A 567-nucleotide genomic window follows, 5' to 3' on the forward strand; every position below is an offset into this window, starting at 1 on the left:
ATAAACATTATCCTAAAGACTTAGCAAAATTTAAACCAGTAGATAAAGACGATGACTTAACCAATCTTCGTTTTGGCAATAATACGCTTATCGAAATAGGACGCACTGATGACCAATTTGGTCGTACTTTAGAGATGATTGCAAAACTAACTGGATGCGGGGGATTTATTTTCACTTTTTATGCTGGAATACAGCTTTTTCTCGATATTAATCCTTATTCTATATATAGTGATGTAGCCTTTTCTTTGGGTGTGATTATCTTTTCTTTACTTGCATTATTTTTATTTCTAATGCAATTAGCAAAAGTCATTATTTGGCCTGCCGACTACCCAGTACGTTTTAACCGTAAAACCGGCAAAGTTTATGTGTACGAGCCAATGTTAAGTAAACGACTTTATTATTTTCCCTTAAGGGAAATAAGAAAGCTTTATAAACCCGTTATAAAAGTTTATGACTGGCAATCAATTGACGGAATGGTTTCGCGTCACGGCTTCTTTTTTCAGCAGGAGATTTTTGCGGCAGTGATCGACCGACAAACCGATACCCTGATAGATTACTTTAGCTTAT

The 567-nt window shown here is 35.4% G+C and carries 1 protein-coding gene; it reads left to right on the forward strand.

From position 1 onward, the window contains the following. Positions 1–567, forward strand: a 567-nt coding sequence (locus tag H3S73_RS13545) for a DUF6708 domain-containing protein (protein ID WP_198248920.1), incomplete at both ends; no start/stop codon positions are given.

Origin of the sequence: Gilliamella sp. B14384G12, from assembly GCF_016101825.1 — a bacterium.
In the GTDB taxonomy this organism is placed as follows: Bacteria; Pseudomonadota; Gammaproteobacteria; order Enterobacterales; family Orbaceae; genus Gilliamella; species Gilliamella apicola_N.